At 77.4% G+C, this 393-nt stretch carries 1 pseudogene; it reads right to left on the reverse strand.

Going from position 1 to position 393, the window contains the following annotated elements:
• Positions 1-122: 122 nt before the first annotated feature.
• Positions 123-393: pseudogene (locus DW299_RS18730) on the reverse strand (hypothetical protein); the annotation flags it as partial.

A 393-nucleotide genomic window follows, 5' to 3' on the forward strand; every position in this document is an offset into this window, starting at 1 on the left:
CGCCCCCGCGGGCAGCAGCCGCGCCGACTCCAGCCCGGTCGCCACGAGTGCCGCGCCCGCCGCGAGCAGCACGAGGCCGCCGCCGAGCAGGACAACCCGGTTCCCCACGGATCCCGAGAGCCTCATCCGACCACTCCTTCCGTCGCCACGAGCACACGCGGCGTCAGGGCGAAGCCCACCTCGTCCAGCACGCGCACCACAGCGGTCCGCGCCGCGTCACGGTCCACGGGCACCCCGCTGGTCGGGGTCAGGCGGACCGTGGCGGCTCTGCGCCCCACCGTGACCGCGACGCGCGGTCGCGGAACGCCCGTGCGCCTGGCCACCCCGTCGGCGATCGCGTCCGCGAGCACGCCGTCGTCCACCACGAGCGCGGTGCGCCCGGTCAGACGGGCG

The sequence above is a fragment of the Microbacterium sp. K35 genome (genome assembly GCF_004794375.1).
Lineage (GTDB): Bacteria > Actinomycetota > Actinomycetes > Actinomycetales > Microbacteriaceae > Microbacterium > Microbacterium sufflavum.